Source organism: Flavipsychrobacter sp. (genome assembly GCA_041392855.1).
Classification (GTDB): Bacteria; Bacteroidota; Bacteroidia; order Chitinophagales; family Chitinophagaceae; genus UBA5543.
In genome coordinates this window covers 508,633-535,618 of sequence record JAWKLD010000001.1, presented here as the reverse complement: position 1 = coordinate 535,618, position 26,986 = coordinate 508,633, and the positions used below count along the sequence as shown (strand labels likewise).

Genomic DNA, 26,986 nt, shown 5'->3' with positions numbered 1-26,986 from the left:
CGATTATAGTAGGTAGAAACAAGTGAATACGAATACCCATACCAAGTCTACAAAGTGCCAGTACAAACCTATCTTCTCCACCATCTCGTAGTGGCCTCTGTTCTCGTAAGTACCGTTTACCGTATTGATCAATACCAAGATAAGGAATACCACACCACTGGTAACGTGCGCACCGTGGAAACCTGTAATGGTAAAGAAGTAGTTGTAGAAGTCGTGCGTAGCTTGCATACCGTGCTCCGGCAATGCAGATACTACATCAGCGCTTTCCATATTGAAATATTTGTGGATCTCAGTGATCGGCATATCAGCATCAGTGAAAGCACCCCACCATGCACCTAAGTGGTTCAAGTGAGTCCACTCCCAAGCCTGACAGCTCAAGAAAGCGATACCACCAATGATAGTCCATATCAACCATTTGATAACACCTTGACGGTCGTTGTTATGACCACAGTGTACTGCCATTACCATCGTCACCGAGCTGGCGATAAGGATAAAGGTCATCAAACTCACGAATACCAACGGCAGATTCGTATGCCCCATGAACGGGAACGCATGGAATACGTGGTTCGGGTCAGGCCATACGGCGCTAAAGAAACGCGTAGTACCATAAGAAATAAGGAAGGCACCGAAAGTAAGGGCATCTGACAATAGGAAGAACCACATCATCATTTTACCATAACTGACATTGAACGGTGAACGTCCGCCACCCCAAGGTTTAGTCTCTGTTGTTGTCGCTGCTGCGTGTGACATAGATTAGTTGAATGTATAAGTTTTATATATAGTCTAGTTGCGAATTTGGGTACAAATCAATAAAAAAAATCACTGATTTACCAGAAAGAATACAAATAAATATATCCACAATACATCTACGAAGTGCCAATAGGTACCGACGATCTCCAGACCAGTTGCATTGTATATCTTTAAATTCTTCTTAAAGGCTCGGAAAAATACAATTAAAAGTGCAATTATACCACCTACAATGTGTAATAAATGCAGCCCTGCTATGATGAACAGGAACGATTCGCTAGGGTTGCCATCTACACGTATATTATTGGCATATAGCTGACCAAAACCTACAAACTGTAGTATGGTAAAGGCAATACCCAGCAATAAAGTAATGGTTATCAACGCTCTATAGCGAGTCATCTGGCGCTGTTTGAAGGCTCTGATACCCAGCACCATAGTGATACTACTTACAAAAATAACTACGGTAGACACCCAAAACACCTGCGGCAGCTCAAAATAAACCCAGTTGCCCTGCGCCTGGCGTACAATGTAGCCACTCGTTAAGCCGGCAAACATCATTATGATACTTGCTATGGCTATCCACATATTAAACTTGTGTGGATGTATCTTCTTTTTTTGTGCTGAACCTTCCATTGCCGTGTCCATCCTTATCAAAAATTATAGCTTATCAATATACATAGCCAACAGCATCACCGGCAGGTAAAAGAATGAAGCAAACATTACCCTGCGTGCCGACTTATGATCGTTGTTCTTGTAAAATACTACTGTAGCCAAAAAATACATAATACCGCAGGCTATGCCTATCCACATGCCTATATTGCCCGTCATGCCCAGTAGCTTAGGGAATATTGCAATAGGTATCAATACTATGCTGTAGAACATGCATTGTATAGCGGTAAACTTAGAGCTACGCTCCTGAGATGGTAGCATGCTGATACCTGCCTTCTTGTACTCGTCGTACCCTACCCAGCCAATAGCCCAGTAGTGCGGAAACTGCCAGAAGAATTGTATCAGGAAAAGGGTCATGCCACCTATACCTATACTACCTGTAGCAGCTACCCAGCCCAATAGTGGCGGTAGCGCACCCGGTATAGCCCCTATAAGCACGGCAATAGGATGCACACGCTTCATAGGTGTGTAGGCAAAACCATATAATAATAATGAGATAAAACTTAAGATACCTGCCAGCGGGTTGAAGTAGTAGCCTAGTAGTATAGCACCACCAAAACCTGCTAAGGCTGCCAGCACCCACGCTTCTGTAACACTGATACGACCGTTAGGAATAGGTCTGTTCTTGGTACGCTCCATAAGGGCATCTCCCTCACGCTCCAGTATCTGGTTGATGGTGTTAGCACCACCCGTTACCATAATACCGCCTATGAACAAGGCTACCACGCTACTCAAATTGAAAGCAATACCGGGAGCTAAGAGGTAACCGATAACACTGGTAAATACGACCATGAAGCTCAAGTTGGGCTTCAGCAGCATGTTATAGTCCTTGAAGCGGGTCAAGGCTACTTCGTGCCATTTGGCTTTTATCGACTCCTCACCAATCATACAGTAAATGTAGGTTAACAAAAAAAGTTACGCAAAGGTAATAAAGAAAGCCTTTTAATTGAAAACAAATCTGTATAAGTGGATAAATGTATGTGAGGGGATGGTAAGCTCTACCCCGCCTGTCATTGCGAATCCCTTTAGGGTGAGAAATCTGGTATGTTACTTATTAGATGTCTCTCTTCGTTCGAAATGACGAATAACTGTTGCACCGTAGCATTACGCTGAGTATGATTTTTATCTCTAATGCCCCCGCTCTTGAGAGCGGCAGTTCATAATTGGGTAGCTAAACTCTGTAAGTCTGCATAATTGTCCACTTTTCTACCGTCCACTTTTCTAGAGGGGATAGTGTCATACATAATAAGTATCATAAAAACACCATTTATATGTAATAATGGCAGTATATGAGCTTTGGCATATTTGGTGTGGTATAAATGTAGTTACTAAAGCTAATTATGATGATAATGAACGATTATAACGTTGGGGATATTGTAATTCTAGATACAAATAGAGAGCAGGTGATGAGAGTGGCAAGTGTTATTTTACTTTTAGGTAAACGGCTAGACCCTCCAAAAGTCACTTGTGAATATGAGAATCAAGGAGTTTGGGTTACAAAAGATTTTTATTGTAAGGACTTAGTGTTAGCACACCAAGCAATGATGATTACAGATAAGTTGAGTAGAGAAGAAGCCATTACAATCGTAAGCTTAGAAGATGTAAATAGAAGACAAATGGAGTTCGAAGAAGGTAAAAAGCAATTAGAGAAGGTTAGGTTTGAGTTCAAAAGTGCTGCGCTTGGAAACGGATTTGTAAAAGAAGGAGAACTATCAACGGATAATTATGCTTATGAGATTTACAACCCTCACTTTGTGATAAAAGAATAGCATATTATACAATAGATAGGGCAGTATTAACCCTGTTAATACATTTTTACTAAAAAATATTTGATATGGATATTTCCAAAGTCTACACAGTTATTTCTGACATATATAATAAACAGAATAATACACCACTAAATACCAATATTAAAGAACTACAGCAGTCTATTAATAGATTAGTTAATGCAAGGCAGGGTGTAGATCGCTCCCCATTAATTGCTGCTATTGAAAGACAATCTATAGGAATATTGGACATACTACACAATCTTTTACCTGTTAATATATCATTAGAAGAAAAAAAGATATATGAAAGGTTTCTGATTATAGATTTATTTGGAGAAAAAGGACAAAGAACGCTTAAAGACATTATTAGCTACTTATATACTAATGTTGGCGAAGCAGAAAGAATAACAAAAGAATATGTGAATTTATATGCAAAGTTTACACTTTTACATAGCTCCTTATATGACTATTCTGAAGGCATCCTGATAGACATGCCTGTTGATAGCGAAAACTTGATAATAATAATTTTTCAAGGTAATAGCTATATAAAAGAGCTAAGGGAGCTTGGTGAAGCATCAGATGAATGGTACAAGATTTTAAGGGGGTTTGCCCTTTTAGATGGGGAAACCGATACTTCATTTAATGTTCAGAAAGTAGAGAAAGGTTCTTTAATAATGACACTTTCTGCAACGTTCGGTGTAGTTTATCTCTTCGCAAAAGCGGCTGATAAAGTATTGGATGTTATCCAGAAATATTATAACATCAAAAAGAGCATTGCAGAAATTAAAAGGTATAACGTACCCGCCTTAAATGAAGGGCTTGCAAAGATGGAGGAGAGCTCAACAGTAGATATAGATAAGGAAGCAACTGAAATACTTGAAAAAATAAAAAAAGAGAATGATATAGAAAATATAGACGGAGATATAAACAATGCAGCCATCCATTCAATAAAAGAAATGATTCGTTTTGCAAATGAAGGAGGAGAGGTAGAAGTTAAGTTATTAATGCCTGTAAGCTCGGATAGTGGTGAAGGTAAACCTGAAGACAATTCAGAGACAACCAATCAGATTGAACTTGACATAAAAATAAAGCAAAAGACTATAAAGACTACAAAAGAAGAGATTAAAAGTATTGATGAATCATCTAGTACACTATTAATAAGTGAAGAAAATAAAAAAGAGTAAAATATCACCATCATTGCGCGGAGCATAGCGACAAAGCAATCTTGTAACAGCACAAGCACTTACAGTTACGAGACTGCTTCGTACCTCGCAGTGACGAATAGTTTATACAAAGCTCAACCCCGCCTGTCATTTCGAATCCCTTTAGGGTGAGAAATCTAGTATATCACTTACAGATGTCTCACGCTACGGTTCGACATGACGGGTATATTTTGTTGTACTGTGGCGTGTTGCACTGTTGCAGTAGGATGTGCTTAGTTTTTCAGCATAAGGAGCGAAGGACTAGGCGCTACTCCTCCTTCTTAGACCTCTTCTTCTTAGCGCCTGCCGCTATAGCAATTATAACCGCTATTACGGCTCCCATTATTACTGGTAAGTTCTCCTTCATAAATATTGTTTTAGATATGCTTGCTGTAAAGTACAAATGTATCATTAACCGTTATAATATATCTACCACCCATAGGGGGAGTTTTCGTACTTACTCCTTACCAAAGAATACAGGATAGAGTGTAAGTAATATTGCCACAAGTGTAAGGATGTAATACCAGTTCCACTTTTTGTAATAGCTGAGTAGCAACATGGCTATATAAGCCACCACACAGGCAAGCCCATGCCCCACATAGGTATATACCGAGGTGTAGATGCCGCCCCCCATAGCCGCCGAGCCAAAATAATACGGCTCTACCCCACCTTGCCACAGATCGTACAAGCTGACCAAGTGAATCCAAAGCAGCAGCACCGCAAAGCAGTTGAGGAATGTATTAAGATATAGACGCGAACGCTGCATGTATAGCTACGAAAATACCATTACTAATGATAACTGTTTGGTAAAATATAAGCACTTCACCACCGTCATTTCGAATCCCTTTAGGGTGAGAAATCTAGTATATCACTTACAGATGCCTCACGCTTCAGTTCGACATGACACTTGTGTTTTGTTGCACTGTTGCATGTTGCACTGTTGCAATACGCCTAGCGCATTTTTACACCATTCTTCTTTAGCATACGATTGATAGTACTGTACTTACTCTCATCGCCAAACATTAGTATACTTATCTCCCGCAGGCTCTTGCCTTCTTCATACAGGCGGATGCCTAGCAATATCTGGTCGTCGGTGAAGACGCTCTTGCGTTGTTGCCGTTGTGTACCCATGCTGTGTGCTTTTACTTTCTCATATACCTTGAGGGTGTGCTCTAGCAGATAGGTGGCTAGCTGCTGGGCAAGGGCATAGTCATCGGCACGGCAGATGATAACGGGCTGGTCGAGCTGCCGACACTCAAAGGCGCGTAGTATGGAGAGTATCATAGCTATGCGGTAGCACATCAATCCCAAGCGGTTGACAGAGCCTGCAAGGTCGTCGCCCACATCATACTTCACATCTTCCTTAGTGTTGCTAAAGTGCAGGTATAGCTCCTGCTGCTGTGTGCTGCTTAGCTGAAACTGTAGTGGCACCTCCCGTTCGCTTAAGCGCTGGTAAAGATTCGCCAACTGCTCGCTCAGGTATCGGAAATAATCATGATGCCCCATGCGCGATCTATCGAAAGGGTCTTTAAACTCATCGCTACCCTCCATCACATAAAAGCAGAACCGCGAGAAGAGCCCGTTGTCTATAGCGGGTATGAGCTTGAGGAGCTGGTCGTACGTACCGCTAAGCACTACACTTAGCTCGGGGTGTGGTATCTCTACATCTTCATTATTGGCACGGCGGTAGTAGCTCACAGGCTCGTGGTGGTAGGCTTTGCGTAGCACGTCCGAGAAGTTGCCATAGTCCTGTCGTAGCATATCGGCAAGGGTGTCGCCCTCCGTCTCGAAGATGATGCCCCGACCCTCGTTCTCCATCAGTAGTTGCATCACGGCGGTCTTGGTAGTGTTGGCAGGTATATATAGTTTGAGGTGTGGTGGTGCGGGTGGTAGCTTGGGTTCTTCGGCTAGGTGTCCTTTCTCATATTGCTTCAGCTCCTTGCGGTAGTGCCCCATGAGCCTGCCATAGTCTTCGTATAGTTCTGTGGTTTTCTCGTTGCGTTGTTGATGCACGGCATCGCCCAGCTTGCGCGCCCATAGCAGCCCGCCCTTGCCTATGCCATACCTACCCACTACAAAGCAGTATAGGTTGGGGGCTACGTGCTGACCAAAATACTCGCCCTGCACTTTGGGGAGCATACCACTAAGCACACCCAGTGCGCCCAGCAAGAGGAGTTCTTTATCCTCTGCGTCTTGCATTTTACTAATAGGTTCTTTGAGGAGGTGCGGCAGCCGAGTATATAGCTCCGCAGGCAGTAGTTGTCTACTATTGTTGTTCATGATGTGTTTTTTATAGTACCGGCTCTCCTAGTGTTTTTGTTTTGAAGTATGGAGGGGTACGGGGTTTAGAGAATAAGATTCATGGTTGTAGAAAGCCCCTTGTCATTACCAAGCGGGGGATTGAAAAAAGTAAACTGTTGTAATGAAACAGTGCAACATGCAACAGTGAAACAGCCGTTGCGCACCTGCCGTGCTACGTTAATTATCTATAGCAATATTACATAAAATAATTGATTTTAGCAAATGAGCGTTAGTACTGCTTAATAACCTTTGTCATACTGAGTCATGCGAAGTATCTCCTTAATGGGTAGTGACACAGCAGGGTGAAAACACCCTACCCTGCGCATATATATAGTAGTAGATTTATACTACCCCAATACACCCAACTATGGCGGAAGAAATAACAGCAGATAGCGGATTAACCGAACCCGTACAGGAAAGCAAGAAGGAAGATAGTAAGAGCTACCATAAATACTTGGTACAGCTCAAAGAGCTACTACCCATACTCTCTGTAATACTTGTATTTCTTGGCTACTGGAACTTGGATAGTTATTACGACCATTTCGATATTGATATATATAATTATGTAACAGCAACAGAGTTGTTGTTGAGTTTTTTACCGATTATTAAATACATTATCATATCAGTAAGTCTAATATCAGTATTTGTAGTAATATTATCATCATTAATAAAAAGTAAAAAAGGCAAAAAAAGTGTAAAACCAACTGCAAATATCCTGTTTACACCCCTACTCTTAAGACGTCTTTACAAAATTCGAAAAAAAAGGAAGTCTAGTTTATTTACAATAACAATTAATACTTATAAATGTCTACTCAATTTGTTCGTAATAGTAGTACCAGTTTTTCTAACTTTTCTAATTTGCGATGTATTAGAAAATGAAATTATTTCCATATTGTTTGATAAATGGACAAAGTATTTTTTTGTCTTTTTAATAGCAACAACAATTACTTACTATTCATTAATCTTTAATGACACAATATTTTCCCGTATTAATCTTGACCTAAGAGATTACACAATATTATTCTTGAGTCTAAATGTAATACTTGCAGTAATAATTATCACTAGCGTAATAAACACACTACAATCAAAAAGGGTATATTATAACAACAATCTAAAAACTACCTCCATCCTCATAGACAACAAAACAATAACCACCGATAGCAACCTAGTCTACATAGGGCAGACGCAGAACTATATATTTCTACGCAAGCTCAAGGAGGAGGTCAACGTCATTTACAAAATGAGTGATATTGACAAACTGGAAATAGAAGGAAAAACAATCAAGTAACTGTCCGCACTGCCCGCGCTTATAGAGTAGCGACCACCGGGGACACGCGGACAAAAATAATACACTATGGAAAATAAAATATTTTATTCATGGCAATCAGACTTGCCTAATAGTACAAACAGAAGTTTTATAGAAAGATGTTTAAAAAGGGCTATTGAAGAATTAAGAAACGAAGATGAGATACATCTTGACATTGCTGTAGACAGAGATACACAAGGAGTTTCAGGTACTCCTGAAATCACAGAATCTATTTTTAGTAAAATTGATGACTGTGATCTATTTGTTGCTGACATTAGTATCATTAATTCTGGCACTGATAAAAGACCATGCCCTAATCCAAATGTACTTGTAGAACTCGGATATGCTGCAAAAACATTGAACTGGAATAATATTATATGTGTATATAATACAGCTTATGGCAATATAGGAGATTTACCTTTTGACTTGAGAGGCAGACGCTCTGCTTACTACGAGTTGAAGGTAGGTGAAAATAAAAATAATGCTAGTAGACAGTTAGTTAATGTAATTAAATCTGCAATTACTAACTCCTTTAGCAATCACCATAGTAATAATATATTTTTTGATTATGGAAAAAGCAGACTTGAAGAACATATTGTTGATGTTTATCATCATTTGTTCAATTTACTTTACAACTACCAAATGGATTTTAACTTAAATTTCGCCAACCTACTCAAAATTAGCAACACAGAGGTAGAAGGTTTACTCAAGGGAAGAGATGTATTATGCTTTGGACTTATAAAAGATTGGACACTTTACGCACGTAAGATTGAACGAATTGTCAACCAAGCAGTATTAGTTGACAATTTTAAAGCTAAACATCAAAAGCTAATTGTTGCCATCATGTCGAACTTAAATAATTTATATGGACAAGTAAGTAACCTCTTTTTAAATTTTTTTAGGATTGAAACACAACTTGACAACTCTCTAAGACTGAGTAAATATGGTGAGACAAATGAATATAGCATATCTAGGAAAGGTGATCAGATCGATAGTGGTCCTATTCATCCATATTTAACTTCATTAGCTAAGCATATTACTCAAATACCTAATGGTCACTTAGTAACAATAGCAGGACCTATACATTCATTATTAAGTGACATCAATAAATGGTTTCTGCTAACAGGTGATGATTATTACTATAATGGAATAATTCATCATTTTAATAGAAAACAACATGAGGGGTAAACACATCTCAAGCCATCGCATCGTAGTGCGGGGTGACACACAGTGTCGTACACTACTCCACATCCAACAATTCAGACATAGATATCTCAAATGCTTGGGCTATCTTATAGATGGTACTAAGCTTTATGTTCACCGTGCCAGACTCTAGGCGGGATAAGTTAGACTTTTCATAATCTAACAGTGCAGCAAGCTCCTGTTGGGTCATACCTCTACCCTCTCTCAATGCTCTTATCCTCTTGGCTACTTTCTTTAATAGAACCTGCTCTTTCATTGTTATCGTATATGATAACAAGATTCAGTTTTTTGTGTATTTTTGGTTATCGCAAACGATAACCCATGAAGACAATTACCAAAGAATACGAAGACTTCGCCTACACCGCCACCCAGCTATCAGCCTATGCACGCACTATGGATGTATTTGTCATAGCCCTACGTACGGGTGAGATCATCGAGCATCGTCCCGAGAATGCTTTTGCCTTTCAGGTATGGCTCAACTTTCACCACATCCGCAACATAGAGCAAGAGTGGCTACCGCAGTAAAACGTCTTTACTCCCGTCATTGCGAACATCGTGAAGCAATCTCACAACAACACTCACACCTTGAGACTGCTTCGTACCTCGCAGTGACGAATAGATACACCACACATGTCATGTCGAACCGAAGTGTGAGACATCTCCTTAATGAGTAGGTAAGCAGCTTGCAAATGCTAGGGAGATTTTTCGCATGGCTCAAAATGACAGCTTTGTGGAGCTGCAAAAAAAACAGAACATCCTACCACAACAGTAAAACGGGTGTTTTCACCTGTTGCTGATAATTAAGAATGTATAACTTAGTATTCCTAAATGCTAACTATGAAATATACACTTACCCTACTACTACTCACTGTCTGCTCCCTTAGTTTCGGGCAGGTAAGCCTTAAAGAATATTGCCCCGACGATCAATCTCAATACAGAGCTACATGCGCTTCCTATGCGCCTACTTACACTGCTTTTTCTATTGCATACAATAAGCAAAATGGCTATAACAAAGCCCATGAGAACTTTACCGTTTTTTCAGAAGGGTTTGTAGCATCTAAAATAAAATCAGACAAACCATTTACCGGCAGAATATTCAACAAGTGCGGTAAAAATGTAATAGCACAAGACGCACTAAATGTTTTGAAAGATCATGGTACAGTCTTAAAAAAAGACTTTAGAGAAGGTTGTGCTTGCAGCAAGCAAAAAAAGCTATTAGCCAGCAATACAAAACGTTATAAGATAAAAGACTGGAAAGAAATAACGTCTTCTGACGAGACTACTCATATTGATAACATAACACAATCTTTAGATAACGGTAGCCCTGTAATCATTACCATCCTTCAAGAGCCATTCTTTCTAGATAATAAAGCTAGAGAAGTAACCTTTCCTCAAGGGCATGAAAAAAAGGAAGCCGCTGCAAACCATGTGATAACTATTGTTGGTTATGATAGCGCTATAAATGGAGGGTCATTTTTAGTTAAGAATAACTATACCACTTGGGGAGATCATGGATATGCTTATGTACAATACAAAGATCTACTTAAGATCATTAGAGGTTCTTTTGTGATACTGCTGTAATAGTTAACCCTTTTGCCTCAGTGCAACAAAAAAAGCGCTGGCATGAATATGCCAACGCCTCGTTGTAAACGAAAAAACCATCTTTATTGGATAACGAATCGACTCATCGTTTCCTTTATCTTTTTGCTCAGTTGTTTGTTGTTCCATTGCTCTTCCTTCCAGCTATACTCCAGCTCGTAGAAGTATTCAAAGAGTCTTTTGTCCTCTACCGTAGTGTGTAGTGCCAGCGTCTCTCGGCTGTCTATATAGCGCGCCCACTCTGCCCTTACCACCTTCCAAAAATCAATATGCTCTGCCCAGTGCAGCTTGGCTTTGGCGCAGTGGCTATCGTCTATCTTCACATAGGTGTTCAGCCCCTTCTCGCTCACTAGTAGGCTATCCTGCTTGCCCTTTCTTATTATCTTTTGGTTGTCTTGCTCGTGCACCCAGCCCTTGTCGGTAGTCACAATGCGGTTGGTACGCAGCATGATGTTATAGTCTTTACGCTTGGTATACTCACGGCGTGGTAGTGGTGCATAGGCGGTGCTCTCCCAATAGATTTTGTTGTCGTTGTCTATCCAGCTGCTATAGCCGCCATATCTTGGTATATCGTCTACCTGCCATACGGTCTGTGCCCATTTGCCCTTTACCTGCTGGGGCTGTAGGGTTTCTTTGGTCCATGTCTTGTTGCCCTTGTACTGTAGTATGGTGGGCTGCTCATAGGTCCAGTCTTCGCGCCAGTGTTTGATGATGTAGTTCTCGTTGACAAGGAGCATATGCTGTAGCGATATTTTGCCGTCCTTGTTTTCTATGGGTAGTATCAGCTCTCGGGCATGCGCTATCTTATCGTCATGAAATTGATAGTTGCTATCCGTTCTAAAGGTCTCGGTATACTGAAAGGTAACATCGTAGCAACCGCATAGCTGCATAATGTTGTTCACTTCGTGTTGTGGTTGTGCTTTTACTGCCAGTGGTAATAATAAGAGCCACACTAGGGCAAATTGTCTTGTTGTCATTACTAGTTTTTGGTTTGATAATTAATGTGCTGACAAAAGAATGACAATGACAGAACTATGACTTTCACAATAAGGAAAAGGATTTGTACAATCGGGAATACTAGGTGTACCCACAGCAATGCAAGTTACTCGTTGCGTCACTGCGAGGCACGAAGCAGTCTCACGTAATCAGTATGGTCTTGAGATTATCTCAATCATTACTATTGCTTTTGTTTCGATGAGCGCTTCGCCGTTACTTCGTCGCTCCACTCCTCGTAATGACGGTAAAATGTAAAACTTCCTGCTGCAACAGTGCAACACGCCACAGTGAAACAGCTATCTTTATCCAATGCTACCTGTACGACAAATACTAAAAGGAATAGCTATATTCAGTGTAATAGCCGTGATACTACTCGTTGTAGTGATGTGGGTAGCTGATATAGTTTCCCCTTGGAAAACAACAGGGAACATAAGAATAGAAACAGTAAACCAACAATATAAAGACTACGCTGTAGCCAGTTATAACGATGCAGAATTCATCTATGCACTCCTACAACTTACAGGCACAACGCTAGACTCCAATAAGATAAGAGCCATACATAAAATTCTGGTTGATGATGAACCCGAAGGTAGAAACTGGGAAGAGCTACACATCCACGATAAACACAACAAGTTTTTAGTTCGACATATATATTCATTAAAAAATGACACCTTAGAAGAACATTGGAGCAACGCCCCTATGTACCAATAAATAAACTCATGCCACAACTCATCTCTTATATCTTTCAGACCATAGCCAGTTTTGTTGTGCTGATGGTGGTATATATGCTCTTAGCGTTGACCGACTATCAAGGTGGTATCGGTGGGCTTATCGGGCTCACGTTCTTTCAACCCATTATGGGGGCTATCTTTTCTGTGCTTACCATATTGGCCTGCACTATACTGGGGCTGCCTATCCGCCTTAGCAAAAGCATTCGCCATTGGTGGGTACGCAGACCGTTCATCCCTATACTATTGTTTGTAACGGCGGTAGTCTTTATCATTATAGCCTTCCTACCCGACCAAATGCAGTGGGGCTCTTATTGGGAGGGCGACAGTGAAATTCCCATACGCATACCTAATTTATACTTCATCGCCACAGGATGGTTTACTTTAGCATTTGCCCTACTACACTTCTACCCTTTGGGTGCTATACTAGCAAAGGGAGAACAACATAAAAATAGCCGCAGATGAACTTACCTACGGCTATATACTTTCTTAAGAACCTGGACAAAGAGTATCCATCAATTTGATGAAGGTTTTCAACGGCTTGGTAAACTTGCCAGGTATCAAAGGTATCTTAGTAATAGCTACCAGTATCGGGCGAATACCTCTGTATAGCTTACAGATCTTTTTCAATACACTAGAAGGGTCTAGCGAAACTGCTTCTGCATCGAAATGGTGCTTAGCACCCGGCTCAAAGTCCGAAAGGTCTAAATTATTAATATGACTATCCAAGTCTTGATAGTTCATTGCGTTTTCTTTTGACATGGTATTACTGTTTTCATTGATGCCTACTCTTTACAGGATTTTCGGCTTACTCCTTAATACACATCCCGAAGCTTCATTATGAAAAGTGCACTACAAAAGAACAGCCTGCTACCCTGCCACAACAGCGTACAAATACCGATTTTAGAAAACGGGTAGATATACCCACAACAAGCAAAGGGCACCACAGCATATGCCGCAGCGCCCTTTATTTATAATCAACCGTTACTACCTCTCTACTTAGTTTGCCGACAGGAGCGGATAGTCTAAATACCCTTCAGCTCCCGGTGTATAGAACAAGTCGAACTTAGGCTCATTAAGTACCGCATCTTCTGCCAGTCTTGTTACCAGGTCGGGGTTGGCCAAGTATGGTCTGCCAAAGGCAACGATACTCTTATCATCCTGCTCCAATATGGCCTCCGCACTTTGCTTATCGTATCCACCACTGTATATGATCGTTCCGCTATAGGCATTTCTAATACCATCTATTACGGTCTGTGGCACTTCAGGTGCACCCATAGAAGAGTGGTTCACCAAGTGTACATATACCAAGTTCAGTTTTTCCAGCTCGGCTGCCAGTTGTATGTATTGCTCGTCTGCCCCATCAAAAGGAAAAAGATCGTTGAACGCACCGTATGGAGACAAACGGATACCCACCTTATCAGCGCCTATAGCTGCTACTACAGCTGCTGCTACCTCTACTACAAAACGGTTACGGTTCTCTGCTGAGCCACCATAGTCGTCTGTACGCTGGTTGCTACCCGGGTTGATGAACTGGTCTATCAAATAACCATTAGCTCCGTGTAGCTCTATACCGTCCAAGCCTGCCTTTATCGCATTTTCAGCTGCTTGTACATATTCTTGTATCGCTTGCTTGATGTCTGCTACCGTCATCTCACGCGGTGTAGGGTGTGGTTGTAACCCTTCATTATCTGTCCACATCTCCCCTTTAGCCACTATAGCACTAGGCGCTACTATCTCGCCACCTTCAGGTAAGTTGTTAGGATGACCAATACGTCCTGTGTGCATGATCTGCATAAATATCTTTCCACCTTTAGCATGTACGGCATCAGCTACTTTCTTCCAGCCTGCTACCTGCACTTCGTTGAACACACCCGGTATTCTTGGATAACCCAGCCCGTTGGGCGATGGTGCCACACCTTCTGTTATCAGCAAGCCACCATCTGCACGAAGTCCATAGTACTCCGCCATGATATCATTAGGTACATTATCAATAGCACGAGACCTTGTCATTGGTGCCATTACTACTCTGTTTTGTAGTGTAGTGTTTCCTAGTTGGTATTCCGTAAATAGTTTCATTGTTTTAATTTTTTACGATGTAAAGGTAAACGGAACGAACATTCCACAAAATAACCATTGTATATACACTAATAAGCGCTCTATATAGCTACTATTTCTTTAACAGTATTTTAAAACCATATTGTATAAAGTAAAAAACCGCTGTACTACTCAAAGCACAACGGTTCTTGTATCGTATTGGGCAAACAGCTTAGCGCACCACCATTCCGTTGATGGGCATATATCTGTTCCCGTCCTTCTTCCAAAGTATGATGGTGATGTACATATCCGACTCTTTATAGGCAGAGATATCAAAACTGTGCGACCAGTGTTTTTCCATATCCTTAAGATCAGTTCCTGTAAACTTTTCTCCGAATGCGCCTACCGCCGATTTTCTTATTACGTTATTATGCGTTTCAGGATGTACAGCTGCAGCCACCTGATAGGTCTTATAGCCATCCTCGGTAAGGAAAGCGGCAAGACCATACTCGCCATCAGGGTTGATGTCTATGAACTTCACCCCGTAGGTCAGGTCTATCTTATCTGTTGTTCTAACGATCTTTGCAGCCAGTGCAGGTTGTGTTACCGCCTTAGCTTCGTCTATCAGTTTGTTGATGTTCTTAATAGAAGCATCGGCATCTATATTTCCATTCAGTACTATGGCATTCTCATCTCCCACCCATAGCTGTGGTGTATAGCGTTGCCCATATCTGTTATTACCTATATCTGTAGACTCATAGGTGATCATGTTATCATTGTACTTGATGTGTACCGCTAGTGGTGTTATGGTATTGCCCCGCTCTTTTACTATTGACTTAAACGTTGGCTTGCCCCAGCTGCCACAGCCTCCGCAGCCTGTACTTGTAATTTCGAGGAACACGGGTGCTGTACGTTTGGTATAGTTCAGCTCATTAGTAGGTTGAGGTGTTGGTGTATTACCAACTGTTTGTGTAGTAGTGGCTGTTTTGTTACAAGCAGCAAAAAAAATACCACCCGTAAGCAATACGATAGCCGTAGCCAAAGAAAGCTTCTTCATATTAAAATATCGTTTACCTGTATGCAATATAAGTGTAGACGGAGACATAACCATAAACTTACACCGCAAATGACAAAACGGTGGAGGAGCTGTAGATATTGTATGCAGAAAAGCAGATACAATAAAGCCGCTGCACCACGAGGGTACAACGACTTATTATCAACTAAAACAACTAACCCCTTACTTAGCTACAAATCCATTCAACGCTTGGTATCTACTACCATCCTTCTTCCATAATACCACCGTTACATAAACATTGTCTTTGTTGTAGGCCGAAATATCAAAACTATGCGTCCAGCTCTTTTCCATATCTGTTAGGTCTGCTGCTGCAAAACTTTGCCCCCACGTTCCCGCAGCTGATGCTCTTATTACATTACTATGTATCGTTGGGTTGCTTGCTGACGAGGTTTGGCTGGCTTCAATACCATCCTCTGTCAGATAAGCCGATAGCCCATACTCGCCACTAGGCATTATATCTATGAACTTCACACCATAGGTTACCTTCAAGGTATTACCATCCTTAGTAATAACTGCTGCCAACGATGGCTGTGTTTTTGCCTTATCGGTAGCTATCAGGTCGTTCATTCGGGCAATAGAGGCACTACTATTGATACCACTAGTTACTACCATACCGTTATTATCACCCACCCATAGTTGAGGTGTGTAGAATTGTCCGTATCTATTGGCTCCTATTGCGTTCGACTCAGCGGTTATCATCGGGTCACCATATTTGATGTGTACTGCTAATGGTGTTATATCAGTACCATGTGTGCTGATGAGCGATTTGAAGGTAGGCTTACCCCAGCTACCGCACCCCGGGCAGCCTGTGCTTGTGAAATCAAAAAATAACGGTGCTGTCTTTTTCGTATAGGTCAGCTTCGCATTTTGGTCGGGATTATTGTTCCCTCCATTGTTACCATTATTATTTCCGTTGTTGTTGGGGTCAGGATTGTTATTGGTAGTTTGCCCCTGAACCTGTGGAGTTGTCTCTGTTTTCTGACATGCCGTTACTAGCATACCTCCTACAATAGCCATAGCTATTGCTGCTGTGATTGAAAGTTTCTTCATAAATAATTGTCGTTTACCTATTTGCAATATATAGGTAGACGCACAAACAACCAGAAACTTACAAGCTATATGGCGTTGTTATGACAATAGATGTATCGACAATAGTTATACCTTCTGCAAGAAGTCGATGGTCTTGTCCACTACTTTCTGCGCACTATCGGGTAGTGTTTCCTCATGCCAGGGGTGTCTACGGTCAAACACATGGTCGCCATCTACGACAAACAGCTCTGCTTTGGGCTGCCAATCGTAGAGCTGTACGGCTGTGTCTACAGGCACAGCAGGGTCTTGCTTACCATGGCATATCAGTATAGGTATGTCTAAAGATTTGATAGCACGCTCAATGCTTAAGCGTTCTTTATTTGCAGTATAGTTTTCGTAGAGTTGGTACTTCAAGGGCATCTGTTGTTGTGTGCGCCCGTTGACAAGATGCGTTATCCCTTCATCTTTCCAAGCAGCCATGCGTGCTTCCTCCCATCTACCCCAAGGAGTTTTGCACTCACTTACGGCTGCCCATGTTACCACCTTGTTTATTCTTATATCCTCAGCAGCCTTTAGCAGCACCATGCCTCCGCCCTTGCTATGCCCCAGCAGGGTCACATTGTTGGTGTCAATAAAAGGAGTATAGTCGTTATCTCTGCTCAACGTCCAGTCGATGATGGTATCCAGGTCGTCTAGCTGTATGGTATAGTTATCGTTGCTATAGGCTTCAAGGTCTACGAAATCGGCAGGCATTTGTGGGCTGGTACCATTATGCGAGAAGTTGAATTTCACAAAACAAAAACCAGCTGCTGCAAACTGTAAGGCGATCAGGTCAAAATTACCCCAGTCTTTAAAACCATTAATACCATGAGCATAGATAACGACAGGTTGCATACCTGCTGCTTGTTGATAAAAAACATCGGCAACAACAGGCTTGTTATACTTCCCCTCTATGATCAGATTTTTGATAATGTGCATAGGCGATGGCTCTTGAGTATGCAAGCTACTACAACTCAAACAAACTCCTATATGTTTCAATATTCTCCACGTCATTTCTGTGTTTGAGTACACCATTATTCAGGAAATATAGATCGTCGGCTATATGTTTTAAAGAGTGAAAGTTATGATCAGTAAGCACAAAACCTTTATGGCGTTTTTCTTCCAGTAGCAACATTTGTAATTGCTGCACCAGTATAGGACTAAGGTGTGTAAATGGTTCGTCGAGCAGTGTAAACTTTGTTGGTCTTTTGATAAGTAGAAACAACTCTAAAAGCCTTCTGGTACTACCATGCAGGTCAGCCACATGATCGCTACCTTTTATAGCTACATCAAAGCTTTGCTTAAATCCAACAAGACTCACTTCATATTGTCGGCAAATTTTATTTACTGTAGCTGTTTGTGGTAAGAAATTTTGTTGGGGTAAATAGTTGACCGCATCAGGTACTAAATAAGGTTGAGCCAAGTACTTACCATCTACCCTTACCGACTTGCACTCTGCATGCAACACACCAAATATCACTTTCATCAACGAGCTTTTACCCGAACCATTATTGCCCACCAAGCCTGTTATCCTACCTGTTTCAGACTTGAGATAGATATCAGACAATATGGCCCTATCTCCAAAACGCAACATCACACTATCTGCTTCCAATATATGACTCATATATTTTCAGACATTGAGGGTAATATAATAAGCACCATCGTCATGGCTAGTGTATAGATAAACATATCTATAAGTGCTGCTACTAAAAACAGCCCCCTTTGGGAGATGTGAAGATTGTAATAGTAGTATAGCTCCTTGCGTTTTCTGAAATGGATAAGATACAGAAATACTGCTGTAGAAACCAGCTTCATAATACTATTAGGTGCAATAGATGTAAGGTCTTTATCAACTCTTGTAACGATACTTACTACCACTACGATAGAAGTAATTATTAATGATGGCAGAGCAATACTCTTATAAAGTGCAGTATATAGTAGGGTTTTACGAAACAAGGGCAAAGAAAACTTTGCCCCTATAACGTATAAAAATAATATTTAGTATGTATGAAATACTACCAGCTACCGCCAGCACCGCCACCGCCAAAGCTACCACCACCAAAGCCGCCAAAACCACCACTACTACCACCGCCGAAGCCACCACCTCCGCCAAAACCTCTTCCTCTACCACCACCAAGTAGCTCACCCAGTAGCATACCTGTTGCCATGTCACTATACCCTCTACGGCTTACATAGCCACCGCCGCCTTTGCCACCACCACCTTTGCTGATAGCCCATAGTATGAAGTAAACAGCTACTATGAGTACAATAATAAGCCAAAAGGGCATCTTCTTTTCTTTTTTAGCAACTGATTTATATTCTCCCTTTGCAGCAGCCATTATAGCTGTAGTAGCTTCGTCAAAACCTTGATAGTATTGTTGGCGCTTAAAGTTGGGTACAATGATATTTCTGACAATTTCACCAGTCATAGCATCGGATAACACACCTTCGAAACCCTTACCCGTAGCTATAAAAACTTTACGATCTTGCATAGCAGCAACAATGATAACCCCGTTATCAGTTTCAGCTTGTCCAACTGCCCAATGGTCTTCATCTGCAAGCCTGAAAGCAAACGTTTCTATATCCATGTTTCCCATCGTTACCAAAGTAACAACCGCAATCTGCACAGAACTAGTGTCATCATAAGAAACCAACTTACGTTCTAACGCTTGCGCTTCTCCACTCGACAATACATTTCCAAAATCATTAACTAATGAATTAGGAACTTTCATTTGCAGTATCTCCTCTGCACTCATCTGTGCCGATACGGTATAAAACGATACCAAACACAGCAATAACAGTAAAAACTTCGCACTTACATATCTCATAGTCATCATCTGCCAAACACTATTTCATCCGGCAGTTCATTTTTAGTCACCTCAGGATCATAAGGGAAGTATTTAGCCAAGGCTGCTCCCAACTCATCAATACAAACACATAGGCCATCGCCAATGGCTCCCTTTTGCAAATATGCTTTTAACTCATCGGCAGCCTTCTGCCAAAAGGCAGGCCCACCGGCTTGTTCATAGATCTCCTTATCGCCAAGTATGGCATACTGGTGCGCGTCTACCGCCACATATATCAATACCCCATTTCTACGCACCGTCTCAGTCATTCCAAGTTCCCCAAATAGTTCTTTGGCTCTGTCCATTGCATCTACATAAGTGCACGCTCCTTCTATAAAAACACGCAGCTCCCCTGTAGTGTTAGCCTCAGCACGTTGTATGCTGGCAACTACTTTGTCTTGCTCTGCTTTGTTGAGGTACTGTTTCTTCTTTCTGAATGGCCACATAATTACTAGAGTACTTTTCTATACTTAAAACTTTACTTCAGGAGCTTTACTTGCACCTTCATCCGCCTTGAAGCCATGACGTTCTTTAAATCCTAATAGACGAGCATAGATAGCATTAGGAAATGTTTCTGTTTTTTCTTCATAGACTTGAACTGCATCATTATACTTATCTCTAGAATAATTAATACGATTTTCCGTACCTGCCAGTTCATCTTGCAGTTTCAAGAAGTTTTGGTTGGCCTTCAATTCAGGATAGCGCTCTACGGTTACTAATAATCTGCCAAGAGATTGACTTAACTGCCCTTGCGCTGCTTGAAATTCCTGCATTTGTGCCGCGGTCATATTAGTAGGGTCTACCTTTATACTTGTAGCATTAGCACGTGCTTTAATAACGGCTTCTAGTGTAGATTTTTCAAAATCTGCAGCTCCTTTTACTGTGTTTACCAAGTTACCTATTAAGTCTACCCTTCGTTGATATTGGCTCTCTACATTTGACCATGATTTATCTACAGCTATATCAGCCTTTTTCATGCCGTTGTAGCGAGAACCGACAAATAATACAAGTAGTACTAAAACTCCAATTACGATATAAGACTTTTTCATATTTCAGTTGATTTGTCACAAAAATACTCGTTTACTATCCATCCTCAAACTTCTTCACCGATAATTAACCGATAATTCGCCGTCGGAGAGCAAACGAGTATTTATTTATTCTTAAATTGTATTATCTAAAATAGTAGCGTGCACTCACACCCGTAAAGTTGTGCTGAAAAAACGACACCCCATTATTTACATTAACAGCGGGTTTCACATCTGCACTCAATCCTAATGGTATTTTTTTGAAGACATACTCTACACCTCCAATAGCATCAAATCCAAAAATAGGTTCCGGACGATCAGTAATATAAACACCATCCGACTCTCTAAACCACCTACCTCTATCCCAAGTGCCTGCATGCATACCTCCACCAAATATCAATCTCCACTGAGGGTTAGGCAGTGGAATATGTGCTTCTATTAACCCTACTGCATTTAAGCTTTTGCCTTCCAGTCCGTTTATACCTCCTGCGTTTAGCTGCCCCTCAAGAGCAATATTAGGGGTTACGAATACCTTACCTGTAAACCCCGCCCCATCAAGTGTAGCTCGGACACCTATTGCGCCAGTTTGTGCTTGTGCCTGCATAGTCAACAAACAAGCGATTACAATAGCTGATAACTTCGTTACAATTTTCATAATCTATTTAGTTTGGTTCATCAATGATCCTAATTAAAAATAATATCAAGACAATACCATGAGGTTTTGAAAAGCTTTAACAGTATTTGATGGTATTTTTATTGATGTTTAGGATAATTATAACAATGAGCACCTATTCATTACTTTTGCACAAAGCATAACAATGTCAGGAAACAATTACGAAGCTACACTTGCCTATGCGCAAGAGCAAGATCAGATAGATATATTATTCCCGTTTAGAGAGCGTTTTTTGATACCACAACACGAGGGCAAAGACAGTGTTTACTTGTGCGGTAATTCTCTTGGGCTACAGCCCAAAAGTGTGAGCTATTTAATGAAGCAAGAGCTGGACGACTGGGCAACACATGGTGTTGAAGGCCACTTTAGAGCTAAGAATCCTTGGTTGTCTTACCACCGTTTATTTACAGAACGCCTATCTAAAATAGTAGGTGCAAAAACGAATGAAGTAGTAGCTACCAATACGCTTACCGTAAACCTTCATTTACTAATGATCTCTTTCTACCGCCCAACGGCTACCAGGTATAAGATCATTATGGAAGCAGGGGCTTTCCCGTCAGACCAATATGCAATGGAAACTCAAGTAGAGATGTACGGTCTTGACCCCGAGCAAGCTATCATAGAGCTAAAACCAAGGGCAGGTGAACATATACTTAGAGACGAGGATATAATAGCTGCTATTGAAGATGCAGGCGATAGCTTAGCTGTTGTGATGATGGGAGGTGTTAACTACTACACTGGGCAGTTTTACAACCTAAAAGACATCACTGAAGCGGCACATAAAGTAGGTGCTTATGCAGGTTTTGACTTGGCACATACTGTTGGTAATATCCCAATACAGCTACACGACTGGACGGTAGACTTTGCCTGCTGGTGTTCTTACAAATATCTCAACTCTGGCCCGGGTGGTGTAGGTGGCCTATACGTGCATGAGCACCATAGCAGCAACCCTAAAACATTCCGCCTGGCAGGCTGGTGGGGCAATTCAGAAGCTACACGTTTCAAAATGGAGAAAGGCTTCATTCCTGAAACAACTGCTGAAAGCTGGCAAATGAGTAATGCTCCTGTATTCAACATGGTAGCACACAATGCATCTCTTGACATATTTGACAAAGCGGGCATGGATGCTTTAAGAGAGAAAAGCCTAAAGCTAACAGGCTACTTAGAATTCTTATTGAATAAAATAGAGCACCTGAACTTCACTGTCATTACGCCTAAAGAAACGCATCGCAGAGGTTGCCAACTATCTATGCTGTTCGACGAAAGGGGTAAAGAAGTGTTTGATAAACTAACGGCTAATGGTGTTATTGCAGACTGGAGAGAACCAAACGTCATTCGCATAGCTCCCGTACCATTATACAATTCATTTGAAGATGTGTACCGCTTCTATGAGATATTAATGAATTTAGAAGCTTAAGAATACTTACATAATAGAATACTGGATACTAAGGGATGCATTAATAATGCATCCCTTAATTGTAATACCAATGTCAGCAAAACTTTGTTTTACCAACGCATGACATTATATAGACATTTTAACAATACCTTGTATTCTATCGTTTACTAAACCTTATATCTTATGCTTCGTATCCTCTGCACCACCGTTCTTTGCATACTGCTTGCTACAAGCACTTATGCTCAAACCAGCTCCTTAACTATTTCAGACCCTCAAAGATGGGCAAAAAGCACCCAAGGCATTATCACCGATGCTGAAATTGACATTACTCCTGAAGGGGCATATGCAAAAGTAGACTTGACCTTTCTCATCAATGCTGAGAATACCTACAAGTCCACAGACACACTAGAAGCCGTACTTAATTTCAGTTTACCCAAAGGCTCATACATTAACGACTCTTGGCTATGGCTGGATCAAAACACTATTATCAAAGCAGATATTATAGAGCGAAATAGAGCTATTACTATCTATGAGGGAATAGTGAACCGAAGAAGAGACCCTTCTCTATTGGTAAAAACTGGAACCGATAGATACAAGCTCAATGTATTCCCGTTAACAACGCTATACCCTAGGAAAGTAAAAATATCTTATGCTGTACCTTTAAACTGGCAGGGAGATATGAGCAAACTGCCTCTTCCGACCGATCTATTCCGAGTATCAAAAACAGCCCCTACCCTTACAGTAAAAGTAAATACCAATCCGTTATTCAGAAATCCATCTTTTGTTATCAATGATTACAGCCAACATTACATCAGTACCGTAGGCGGGCAAGACCTATTGCAAATACCAGGCACTAGTTATGCTCAAAACGACTTTACGCTTAAATACAACACGCAACTGGCTAATAGCATCTCTGTTATTACTTACCCTACTGGCAACAATGAAGGTTATTATCAAATGATAATACCACCTTCGGTGATAGACAAAACAAGTACAAGATGCGTATCATTAATAGTAGATTACGATTCTAAAACCCAAGCTATACATACACCTTCGGAACTGAAACAAAAGCTGACCAATGCTTTCTTAAGCAACTATAATACTACGGACTCCTTCAACCTATTTTATGTGAATAACGGTCAGATTGTACAGGCATTTACCAGTTGGCAGTCTGTTAGTAACGCCAACCTTAATCAGGCCTTCAACAACATGCCTAACAGCATAGCTACGACCAGCAATACTTACGAAAGCTTACTAAAAACGGGTATGCAATTCTGTGCAGGAAAAACAAAAGACGAAGCAGAGGTACTACTAATAGGTACTAATGCAGACTATACCATAGACCAACAAAAAACCAACACACTTTTTAGCAATATAAAAACAGCTCTTGGTAGCTACAATCATAAGATCAACGTCATCAACAATAACAGGTATAGACAATACAAGTCGGGATCTGGTTATTATTATGCTAATGAGATACTATACAGTAAGCTCACCTTAGCTACAGGTGGTTTATACTTTAGAAACTACAGCTACAAATACATCTTAGTAAATAATAAGTACCAAGTTTTTTATGACATTGATTTTACTGCCAACATAAATCAAATAAGCAGTAATGCAGGCATTTCTACTTCAGCATACAACATCACCTTAAAGCCGATTACAGGTTTTGTGTATAATGAGTATACCATGTTTAAAAACCAAAAGCTACATCTATCAGACAACTATATAGTGTTAGGTAAATATAAAGGTAACCTTACTACAGGTAGTACAGTAGACATACAAGCCGTTACCAATACAAAGACCATCAACAAAACAGTAACCATAAATACTATTACTCCCGGTACAAAAGGCATTATACAAGATTGGGCAAATCTGTACATTCAAGACCTAGAAAGCTACAACAACGCATCTTATACGCAAGAGATAATAGACAGCAGCATCAACAACAGGGTGCTATGTTATAAAACAGCTTTCCTTGCCATTGAAACAGGCGACACCCTGAAATCTAATATAGATGACAACCCTGATGTAGTAAGTGTGAAAAACACCACCAAAAAAGGAGGTACTACAATAAAGGCTTACCCTAATCCTTTCAACAACGAGATAACCATAGAGCTACCTGCTAATGCTACACAAATAGAAATATATGATGTACTTGGCAGAAAGGTATTCGTAATAGCACTGAGCAAAAACGACAAAAAATATGTGTGGAACGGAAGAAATAGTAATGGAGATGCACTCAGCGCAGGCACCTACGTTATTATTGTAAAAACGGAAGATAGCAACCAAACACTAAAAGTGCTGAAACAATAAAAAGACCTTGCTTCATATATCTATAAAAAGGTGTCATTAAAAGAATGGCACCTTTTTAATTTACCAAACCGTTGAGATTGTTAACTTTACGCGCAATATTAACAATGGCGGTATTTTATTCTACAGATGCATTGCCCGAGTTTAAAAACCCGGTGATAACCATAGGCACCTTTGATGGTGTACATATGGGGCACAAAACCATATTGAATAAAGTAAAAGAAATAGCAGAAAAGGTAGATGGAACAAGTATTTTGATCACCTTCAACCCCCATCCACGCAAAGTTATTTTTCCGTATATGCCCATGCAAATACTCACACCGCTGGATGAGAAGATAAAACACATCAATGCAGAAGGTATAGAGCATATTATCATCGCACCATTCACCAAAGAGTTTGCACAATTATCAGCAGAGGCTTATATCAAAGACTTTTTAGTAGGACAAATAAAACCACATACCATAGTTATTGGTTATGACCATCAGTTTGGCCACGACAGAAAAGGAGATATAACTCTACTGAAGAAACTGAGTAGCACCTACAACTATCAAGTAGAAGAGATAGAAGCACAGCTAATAAAAGATGCTGCCGTTAGCTCAACAAAAATAAGAGCAGCCCTGCTGGAGGGAGATGTAGAACATGCTGCCAACATGTTAGAATATGACTACAAGATGAAAGGCACTGTAGAAAAAGGTGCGCAATTAGGACGCACTATTGGCTACCCTACTGCCAATGTCACTCCCGAAACTAGCGATCAGATACGTCCTGCTAATGGTGTTTATGCTGTATATATAACTCATAACAACACTACCTACAAAGCTATGCTCAACATTGGCGTGAAACCAACTGTGAGTAAAGAGCTTAGCCTTACCATCGAAGCACATATATTCGATTTTGACAGAACTATTTACGGAGAAGAGATAGCTATAACCTTTGTAAAACACCTGAGAGCAGAGCAAAAATTCAGCTCTATAGACGCACTAAAAGCACAGCTGGATATCGACAAGGAGCATGCACTAAAAGCTCTAGCCTAATATCGTTTCTAGTTTACCTACCATTTCTTTAAGCAGGTCGCCATCTTTAGCGGTACTACCAATACCTACAGCAGCAGCACTATATTTGCCCAACAACAGCATACAGGCCTCCATCTGTTGTACATTGAAGCGAGAAGCCACACTCACTAACCCCTTTGCCCTACTAGGGAAAGTTCCTAAAGCATCTGCAGCCTCTTTATCAGAAGCATTCTTTAAAAAGGAAGCTTTATATAAGCCGTTGAAATGATTGTAGAAAGAACCTATCAACAAAGGCATTGGTGCCGACTTAGGGTTGGCTATAAAATAAGAGAGCATTCTATAAAGCTTATCCTTATTCCCGTTGGTCAATGTTTCTGGAAACTCGAAAACATTGTAGTCTCTACTGATGCCTATATACTTTTGTATCATGGCAGCAGTTAATGCAGGCTCATTAGGCACATTAATACGTACCTTATCTATTTCGTTAACTACTTTTTGCAGATCGTTACCCAAGTAAGTAGCTAGTATTTGAGATTCTTGCAAGCCAATAGCAAAGCCTTTTTCTTTTCCATAAGCCTGTATCCATGACGGCATATGGTCGTCCTTCACTTTTTCTGAAGTGAAATAATAGCCCTTTTCTTTTGCCAGCTTAGTAACCTTACTTCGTCCATCGGCTTTCTTAAATCTATTTTCTAAAAGGAATATAGTTGTAGGCGCAGGGTTCTCTAAATATCCTGCCAGCTCGTTGAAGCCTTTTAACTGACCTGCATCTTTAAGAATGACCACCTGCCTTTCTGCAAACATGGGAAACCTTCTGCAAGCATTGACCACATCACTCCAGGTTACTTCTTTTGCATAAAGCACAATGAGGTTAAAATCTCGTTCTGCTTCAGTAAGGATATCTTGTTCAAAATGCTCTGTGATCAGATCCAGATAATACGGCTCTTCCCCATCTATCAAATAGACAGGTGCAAAATCTTTTTGCTTTATCGACTGTAGTATTTTCTTATAGTCTGCTACCAT

The 26,986-nt window shown here is 40.7% G+C and carries 31 protein-coding genes; 11 read left to right on the top strand and 20 right to left on the bottom strand.

The window, feature by feature from the left end; translation table 11 throughout:
* Positions 1-3: 3 nt before the first annotated feature.
* From R2800_02695 to cyoE, 3 genes are all read right to left on the bottom strand, one after another.
* Entirely contained in the window at positions 4-750 is a 747-nt protein-coding gene (locus R2800_02695) for a cytochrome c oxidase subunit 3 (protein MEZ5015932.1), read from the bottom strand.
* Between the two features lie 69 nt (positions 751-819).
* Positions 820-1,392 (bottom strand): heme-copper oxidase subunit III, encoded by a 573-nt coding sequence (locus R2800_02690; GenBank protein MEZ5015931.1) that lies wholly within the window; start codon positions 1,390-1,392, stop codon positions 820-822.
* A 12-nt stretch (positions 1,393-1,404) separates the two neighbouring features.
* Positions 1,405-2,304: a heme o synthase gene (gene cyoE / locus R2800_02685; protein ID MEZ5015930.1), complete on the bottom strand. Its 900-nt coding sequence runs from the start codon at positions 2,302-2,304 to the stop codon at positions 1,405-1,407.
* 452 nt (positions 2,305-2,756) lie between these two features.
* On the opposite strand from cyoE, the gene R2800_02680 reads away from it, so the two are divergent.
* Both R2800_02680 and R2800_02675 read left to right on the top strand, forming a co-directional pair.
* Positions 2,757-3,185, top strand: a complete 429-nt coding sequence (locus tag R2800_02680) for a hypothetical protein (GenBank protein ID MEZ5015929.1) — start codon at positions 2,757-2,759, stop codon at positions 3,183-3,185.
* A gap of 65 nt (positions 3,186-3,250) precedes the next feature.
* Positions 3,251-4,366: a hypothetical protein gene (locus R2800_02675; GenBank protein MEZ5015928.1), complete on the top strand. Its 1,116-nt coding sequence runs from the start codon at positions 3,251-3,253 to the stop codon at positions 4,364-4,366.
* Positions 4,367-4,652: 286 nt separating this feature from the next.
* Here R2800_02675 and R2800_02670 read toward each other — a convergent pair whose 3' ends face one another.
* The 3 genes from R2800_02670 to R2800_02660 all read right to left on the bottom strand — a co-directional run bounded on the left by R2800_02670 (position 4,653) and on the right by R2800_02660 (position 6,664).
* A complete protein-coding gene (locus R2800_02670; GenBank protein ID MEZ5015927.1) occupies positions 4,653-4,796 on the bottom strand; it encodes a hypothetical protein in 144 nt (47 codons plus the stop codon).
* Positions 4,797-4,841: 45 nt separating this feature from the next.
* Positions 4,842-5,150 (bottom strand): hypothetical protein, encoded by a 309-nt coding sequence (locus R2800_02665; GenBank protein MEZ5015926.1) that lies wholly within the window; start codon positions 5,148-5,150, stop codon positions 4,842-4,844.
* 185 nt (positions 5,151-5,335) lie between these two features.
* Positions 5,336-6,664 carry a DUF3987 domain-containing protein gene (locus R2800_02660; GenBank protein ID MEZ5015925.1) on the bottom strand — a complete coding sequence of 443 codons (1,329 nt, stop codon included), beginning with the start codon at positions 6,662-6,664 and terminating at the stop codon, positions 5,336-5,338.
* 388 nt (positions 6,665-7,052) lie between these two features.
* Here R2800_02660 and R2800_02655 point away from each other — a divergent pair, with 388 nt between their 5' ends.
* Positions 7,053-7,973: a hypothetical protein gene (locus R2800_02655; GenBank protein MEZ5015924.1), complete on the top strand. Its 921-nt coding sequence runs from the start codon at positions 7,053-7,055 to the stop codon at positions 7,971-7,973.
* Between the two features lie 66 nt (positions 7,974-8,039).
* Positions 8,040-9,179: a hypothetical protein gene (locus tag R2800_02650; protein MEZ5015923.1), complete on the top strand. Its 1,140-nt coding sequence runs from the start codon at positions 8,040-8,042 to the stop codon at positions 9,177-9,179.
* 52 nt (positions 9,180-9,231) lie between these two features.
* On the opposite strand, the gene R2800_02645 is transcribed toward R2800_02650, so the two are convergent.
* Positions 9,232-9,450, bottom strand: a complete 219-nt coding sequence (locus R2800_02645; protein MEZ5015922.1) for a helix-turn-helix transcriptional regulator — start codon at positions 9,448-9,450, stop codon at positions 9,232-9,234.
* A gap of 65 nt (positions 9,451-9,515) precedes the next feature.
* Between R2800_02645 and R2800_02640 the strand changes: the two genes are divergently transcribed.
* Both R2800_02640 and R2800_02635 read left to right on the top strand, forming a co-directional pair.
* Entirely contained in the window at positions 9,516-9,719 is a 204-nt protein-coding gene (locus R2800_02640) for a hypothetical protein (GenBank protein ID MEZ5015921.1), read from the top strand.
* 312 nt (positions 9,720-10,031) lie between these two features.
* Positions 10,032-10,775 carry a C1 family peptidase gene (locus R2800_02635; GenBank protein ID MEZ5015920.1) on the top strand — a complete coding sequence of 248 codons (744 nt, stop codon included), beginning with the start codon at positions 10,032-10,034 and terminating at the stop codon, positions 10,773-10,775.
* Between the two features lie 83 nt (positions 10,776-10,858).
* Here the strand turns inward: R2800_02635 and R2800_02630 are convergent, their stop codons facing one another.
* A complete protein-coding gene (locus R2800_02630; GenBank protein ID MEZ5015919.1) occupies positions 10,859-11,770 on the bottom strand; it encodes a DUF6607 family protein in 912 nt (303 codons plus the stop codon).
* Positions 11,771-12,098: 328 nt separating this feature from the next.
* Between R2800_02630 and R2800_02625 the strand changes: the two genes are divergently transcribed.
* Both R2800_02625 and R2800_02620 read left to right on the top strand, forming a co-directional pair.
* On the top strand, positions 12,099-12,500 hold the full coding sequence (locus R2800_02625; GenBank protein ID MEZ5015918.1) for a hypothetical protein: 402 nt from the start codon (positions 12,099-12,101) through the stop codon (positions 12,498-12,500).
* A gap of 8 nt (positions 12,501-12,508) precedes the next feature.
* Positions 12,509-12,982, top strand: coding sequence for a hypothetical protein (locus R2800_02620; protein ID MEZ5015917.1), 474 nt, complete (start codon positions 12,509-12,511; stop codon positions 12,980-12,982).
* Between the two features lie 24 nt (positions 12,983-13,006).
* On the opposite strand, the gene R2800_02615 is transcribed toward R2800_02620, so the two are convergent.
* From R2800_02615 to R2800_02565, 11 genes are all read right to left on the bottom strand, one after another.
* The gene (locus R2800_02615) at positions 13,007-13,279 is read right to left on the bottom strand and encodes a hypothetical protein (protein ID MEZ5015916.1); all 273 of its coding nucleotides are present in this window, start codon (positions 13,277-13,279) and stop codon (positions 13,007-13,009) included.
* A gap of 237 nt (positions 13,280-13,516) precedes the next feature.
* Positions 13,517-14,596 (bottom strand): alkene reductase, encoded by a 1,080-nt coding sequence (locus R2800_02610; GenBank protein ID MEZ5015915.1) that lies wholly within the window; start codon positions 14,594-14,596, stop codon positions 13,517-13,519.
* 190 nt (positions 14,597-14,786) lie between these two features.
* The gene (locus tag R2800_02605; protein ID MEZ5015914.1) at positions 14,787-15,611 is read right to left on the bottom strand and encodes a hypothetical protein; all 825 of its coding nucleotides are present in this window, start codon (positions 15,609-15,611) and stop codon (positions 14,787-14,789) included.
* 180 nt (positions 15,612-15,791) lie between these two features.
* Positions 15,792-16,679: an Omp28-related outer membrane protein gene (locus R2800_02600; GenBank protein ID MEZ5015913.1), complete on the bottom strand. Its 888-nt coding sequence runs from the start codon at positions 16,677-16,679 to the stop codon at positions 15,792-15,794.
* A 105-nt stretch (positions 16,680-16,784) separates the two neighbouring features.
* Positions 16,785-17,636, bottom strand: a complete 852-nt coding sequence (locus tag R2800_02595; protein ID MEZ5015912.1) for a prolyl oligopeptidase family serine peptidase — start codon at positions 17,634-17,636, stop codon at positions 16,785-16,787.
* A gap of 28 nt (positions 17,637-17,664) precedes the next feature.
* Entirely contained in the window at positions 17,665-18,321 is a 657-nt protein-coding gene (locus R2800_02590) for an ATP-binding cassette domain-containing protein (protein ID MEZ5015911.1), read from the bottom strand.
* On the bottom strand, positions 18,318-18,653 hold the full coding sequence (locus R2800_02585; protein MEZ5015910.1) for a hypothetical protein: 336 nt from the start codon (positions 18,651-18,653) through the stop codon (positions 18,318-18,320). Before R2800_02585 ends, R2800_02590 begins: the two co-directional genes overlap by 4 nt.
* Before the next feature lie 59 nt (positions 18,654-18,712).
* Complete coding sequence (locus R2800_02580; protein ID MEZ5015909.1) at positions 18,713-19,525, bottom strand: TPM domain-containing protein; 813 nt, start codon at positions 19,523-19,525, stop codon at positions 18,713-18,715.
* 5 nt (positions 19,526-19,530) lie between these two features.
* Positions 19,531-19,989: a TPM domain-containing protein gene (locus R2800_02575; GenBank protein ID MEZ5015908.1), complete on the bottom strand. Its 459-nt coding sequence runs from the start codon at positions 19,987-19,989 to the stop codon at positions 19,531-19,533.
* A gap of 24 nt (positions 19,990-20,013) precedes the next feature.
* Positions 20,014-20,592: a LemA family protein gene (locus tag R2800_02570; GenBank protein ID MEZ5015907.1), complete on the bottom strand. Its 579-nt coding sequence runs from the start codon at positions 20,590-20,592 to the stop codon at positions 20,014-20,016.
* A gap of 121 nt (positions 20,593-20,713) precedes the next feature.
* Positions 20,714-21,223 (bottom strand): hypothetical protein, encoded by a 510-nt coding sequence (locus R2800_02565; GenBank protein MEZ5015906.1) that lies wholly within the window; start codon positions 21,221-21,223, stop codon positions 20,714-20,716.
* 163 nt (positions 21,224-21,386) lie between these two features.
* Between R2800_02565 and kynU the strand changes: the two genes are divergently transcribed.
* From kynU to R2800_02550, 3 genes are all read left to right on the top strand, one after another.
* Complete coding sequence (gene kynU, locus R2800_02560) at positions 21,387-22,658, top strand: kynureninase (GenBank protein ID MEZ5015905.1); 1,272 nt, start codon at positions 21,387-21,389, stop codon at positions 22,656-22,658.
* A 162-nt stretch (positions 22,659-22,820) separates the two neighbouring features.
* Positions 22,821-24,953 (top strand): T9SS type A sorting domain-containing protein, encoded by a 2,133-nt coding sequence (locus tag R2800_02555; GenBank protein MEZ5015904.1) that lies wholly within the window; start codon positions 22,821-22,823, stop codon positions 24,951-24,953.
* A gap of 104 nt (positions 24,954-25,057) precedes the next feature.
* Positions 25,058-25,984 (top strand): bifunctional riboflavin kinase/FAD synthetase, encoded by a 927-nt coding sequence (locus R2800_02550; GenBank protein MEZ5015903.1) that lies wholly within the window; start codon positions 25,058-25,060, stop codon positions 25,982-25,984.
* Here the strand turns inward: R2800_02550 and holA are convergent.
* Positions 25,976-26,986 (bottom strand): DNA polymerase III subunit delta, encoded by a 1,011-nt coding sequence (gene holA / locus R2800_02545; GenBank protein MEZ5015902.1) that lies wholly within the window; start codon positions 26,984-26,986, stop codon positions 25,976-25,978. The two genes, R2800_02550 and holA, sit on opposite strands and share 9 nt — an antisense overlap.